The sequence below is a fragment of the Shewanella sp. 11B5 genome, from assembly GCF_002836795.1.
GTDB classification, from domain to species: Bacteria; Pseudomonadota; Gammaproteobacteria; order Enterobacterales; family Shewanellaceae; genus Shewanella; species Shewanella frigidimarina.
Map to the genome: position 1 here is coordinate 1 of NZ_PJAP01000566.1, position 4277 is coordinate 4277.

Annotated in this window: 3 protein-coding genes; all 3 read left to right on the plus strand. The window is 42.4% G+C overall.

Annotated features, from left to right (window positions below; genetic code table 11):
• Nucleotides 1-160 precede the first annotated feature (160 nt).
• Nucleotides 161-3208: a D-2-hydroxyglutarate dehydrogenase YdiJ gene (locus CXF78_RS13230; protein WP_102037061.1), complete on the plus strand. Its 3048-nt coding sequence runs from the start codon at nucleotides 161-163 to the stop codon at nucleotides 3206-3208.
• A gap of 9 nt (nucleotides 3209-3217) precedes the next feature.
• Nucleotides 3218-3682 carry a DUF1285 domain-containing protein gene (locus tag CXF78_RS13235; protein ID WP_102037060.1) on the plus strand — a complete coding sequence of 155 codons (465 nt, stop codon included), beginning with the start codon at nucleotides 3218-3220 and terminating at the stop codon, nucleotides 3680-3682.
• A 325-nt stretch (nucleotides 3683-4007) separates the two neighbouring features.
• On the plus strand, nucleotides 4008-4277 hold a 270-nt coding region (locus CXF78_RS13240; RefSeq protein ID WP_145991442.1), incomplete at its 3' end, for a MarR family winged helix-turn-helix transcriptional regulator.

Below are 4277 nucleotides of genomic sequence, written 5' to 3' on the forward strand. Positions count from 1 at the left end.
TGGTTATATTTAGCTGAAGCACATGGCTAAATAAGAGTAAAAGTTGCAGGTAGATTTATTTTCCAACCTGCATTTTTATCAAGTTGTAATAAAAGCCGCTTTTTAGCGGCTTTTTTTTGTTTATAATGGCTGCAATATGCCAATAAATAATAAGTCCTCTATGTTACCTTTGCTATCACATAAACAAACATTAGAACCTATCTATCTTGAGTATCTTGACGCGCTTGAACAAAGCGAGTTTGAAGGTGAAATAGACAAGCGTTACAGTGCGCGGCTTATTCAGGCAACCGACAATTCGGTGTATCAATTTTTGCCTCAAGCGGTGATATATCCTCTACATCAACAAGATGTTGAGTTGGTATTATCGTTAGCAGCACAACCACAATATAAACAAGTGACCTTTAGTGCGCGTGGCGGCGGAACAGGGACTAATGGCCAATCGCTTACCCACGGATTAATTTTAGATGTGTCACGCCACTTAAACCAAGTGCTAGAAATTAATGCCGAGGAAGGTTGGGCGAGGGTGCAAGCCGGTGTAGTGAAAGATGCGTTAAATGATGCCTTACGTCCACATGGATTCTTTTTCAGTCCAGACTTATCAACCTCAAACCGTGCAACCGTTGGTGGTATGGTCAATACCGATGCATCTGGTGCCGGTTCATTAGTTTACGGTAAAACCTCCGATCACGTATTAGGCATAACCAGTGTACTGATTGATGGCAGCGTATTAACCACCACACCAATTGACCAAGACAAGTTGGCCGAGCAACCTTTTGGTGACAATCAACTCGGCAATAGCATTGCCAGCCAAATAGCAGAAGTTTGCCGCGTAAAGCGTGACACCATCATTGAGCGTTTTCCAAAGTTGAATCGTTTTCTCACGGGCTATGATTTAAAGCATGTGTGGAATGATGATTTAAGCCAGTTTGATTTATCACGTATTTTAACGGGCTCAGAAGGTACGCTTGCGGTGATCACCGAAACCAAGCTTAACCTGACTCCATTGCCGAAAACCCGCATGATGGTCAACATCAAATATGATTCATTTGAATCTGCGTTGCGTCATGCACCGTCATTAGTACAGGCCAATGCTACCGTAGTTGAAACCGTTGACTCTAAAGTGCTTAACCTTGCCCGCGAAGACATTATTTGGCACTCAGTTGCCGATCAAATTAAAGCCGTGCCTAATAAGATCATCGAAGGTCTTAATATGGTTGAGTTTGCCGGTGAAGATGATGTTGTTAAACAGAAACTCGCACTGTTAGAAGAAATGCTGACTGAACAACTGAACCAACAGCAGTTCGGTTTAGTCGGTTTTCAAATTATTAGTGAAAGAAGTGATATCGATAGTATTTATGCTATGCGTAAAAAAGCCGTGGGTTTATTGGGCGCAACAAAAGGCAGCCGTAAACCGTTAGCGTTTGCCGAAGATACCGCCGTACCACCAGAAAACCTAGCCGACTATATTATGGAGTTTCGTGCGCTGCTCGATAGCCATAATTTGCAATACGGTATGTTTGGTCATGTGGATGCTGGTGTGTTGCACGTGCGACCCGCATTAGATATGTGTGATGTTGCCGACGAGCAATTACTGAAAGTGATATCAGATCAAGTTGCCGCATTAACGCTTAAGTATGGCGGCTTAATGTGGGGAGAACACGGTAAAGGGGTTCGTGGTGAATACGGACCAGCGGTATTTGGTGATGAGCTTTATGCCGTGCTTGAGCAAATTAAAGGCTTATTTGACCCAGATAACCGCCTTAATCCAGGCAAATTAGTGGCGCCCCCTAAATCTGGTCCATTAATGTTTAATGTCGACAGCGCAAAACGCGGCAGTTTCGACAGACAAATTCCTGTTCAAGTGCGTGATGCTTTTCCTGATGTGATGAACTGTAACGGTAATGGGTTATGTTTTAATTACAGTAGTTATTCACCCATGTGTCCGTCATTTAAAGTCACTGGCGATAGAGTGCAATCACCTAAAGGCCGTGCTGGGTTAATGCGCGAATGGTTGCGATTACTTGAAGCCGAAGGTGTTGATGTTGACGCGTTAGCAAAATCTAAACCACTAGGGTGGATGCAGCGTACTCAAAATACCCTCAATAACCAGCGTGACTATGATTATTCGCACGAAGTCATGGAATCACTTAAAGGCTGTTTAGCCTGTAAAGCCTGTTCGGGTCAGTGCCCGGTTAAAGTCGATGTGCCTAAGTTTAGAGCCCAGTTCTTTAATATTTATTACAAACGCTATTTACGCCCAGCCAAAGACTATTTAGTTGCAGGTATCGAAGACTCACTACCACTGATGGCCGCAATGCCTAAATTAACCAATTTGGCCTCGCAAAATCCGCTGAGCCAGTGGGTTATTAAAAAAGCCATTGGTTATGTAGATGCGCCTAAATTATCTGTACCTACGCTAAAACAGCGTTTAGATGGTCATGCTAGCCGTGGTTATGACTTAGATGCGCTATGCGCGATCCCACAAGCGCAGCGCAGCCAACATGTATTAGTAGTACAAGATCCATTTAACAGCTTTTACGATGCAGGTTTGGTTTATCGTTTTATTCAATTAATCGAAAAGCTAGGCTTTAAACCGGTATTACTGCCCTTTAAACCAAACGGTAAACCGACTCATATTAAAGGCTTTTTAGACAAGTTTGCCAAAACAGCGCAAAACAGTGCTGATTTCTTAAACCGCGTACATGCCCTTGGCATGCCGATGGTGGGGTTAGACCCTGCATTAGTGTTATGTTATCGCGACGAATACAAAGAAGTCTTAGGTCAACGTCGTGGTCCATTTGAGGTGCTATTGGCTAATGAATGGTTAACCGATGTTGTGGCAAGCCGCAATGATGCGCCAGTCGTTGATAGTGATGCACCACAATTTACTTGGTTTAGTCATTGTACTGAATCGACCGCCAAACCTAATACGGCCAACGAATGGAAAGCAATATTCAGCCATTTTGGTGCTAAACTCAACAGCGTTAATTTAGGCTGTTGTGGTATGGCCGGCACCTATGGGCATGAACTTGAAAACCTCGAGCGTTCAGAACAGTTATTTGAAATGTCTTGGCAACCAAGCATTGAAAAAATTGCTGAAAATAGCCAAGTGTTGGTGTCGGGTTATTCATGTCGTAGCCAAGTAAAACGTTTTGCAGGTTTTAAGCCGCAACATCCTATTGAAGCGTTACTTAAATTACTCGAGTAGGTAAGTATAATGACAGATGAAACAGCGACATTAAGTACATTTACTCAACCTGATGGTGTGGCACTGTGCAGTGATGATGTTCTGTTTCATATTCAAGCCAATGGCGATTGGCTGTATCTAGACAGTCCGTTGCCAGCAAAATTTGCGGCTTTGTTCAGTAGTATTTTGCACTGTATCGACAATGAGTATTTGTTAATTACACCAGTCGAGAAAGTCAAAGTCACCGTTGAAGCCTATCCATTCCTGCTGGTGGACTATCAAGATACATCTTTGGATGGTGATTCAAACAATCAACTGATATTTACCAGCAGCATAGGTACGCAGCTCTCAGCCATTAATATCGCAGATATTATCGTCACAGACGATGGTATTTACGCACCATTAATCAGAGGCTTGGTAGGGCAATTAAACCGAGCCTGTTATTACCGCTACATAAACGAGTACTTATCTTTTGACTCGGCTAACCTTAATTAAAAATAATAAATGCATATAAAACAGTGGTTTATATCTCTACCTGTGTTGCATTGATTTGCAATAGACTCGCTATTTACGCATCAATGCGCCTAGTTAGCAAAACAAATGACAAGTTTGATATGAAATGGCCTAAATATATTGGTTTAAATTCGTATTTCCCATCTCTTATCTCGAGTTAAGATTAAAATAGCTTCTATTAACGTATAGAGATGGTAATCTAATTCATGTTCAGGTGTGTTTGACTTCGTGTTGATGCTGTCACTGTTTAGTCAGTAAAGTCTTTAACCGAAAGTGAGCATACGGATGACGATGTAGGAGGTATCATTTGAAACGCTTTGAAAGTTTAAGTTACCTAATTTCCCATCTTAATATTGCCTTGCAGCAACAGCTTGATGTGCGTTTAAAGCGCTACGAGTTAGACAGTAAACTTTGGCCGGTGCTATTTACCTTATGGCAAGAGGAAGGCTTAAGCCAAACTGAGTTGTCTAAGCGTTGTGATGTGGCCAACTACACCATGACGCGGCTGCTAGATAATTTACAAGTTCAGGGATTTATCACTCGCCATCAAGAAGCGGACAATCGCCGCGCATTTCAA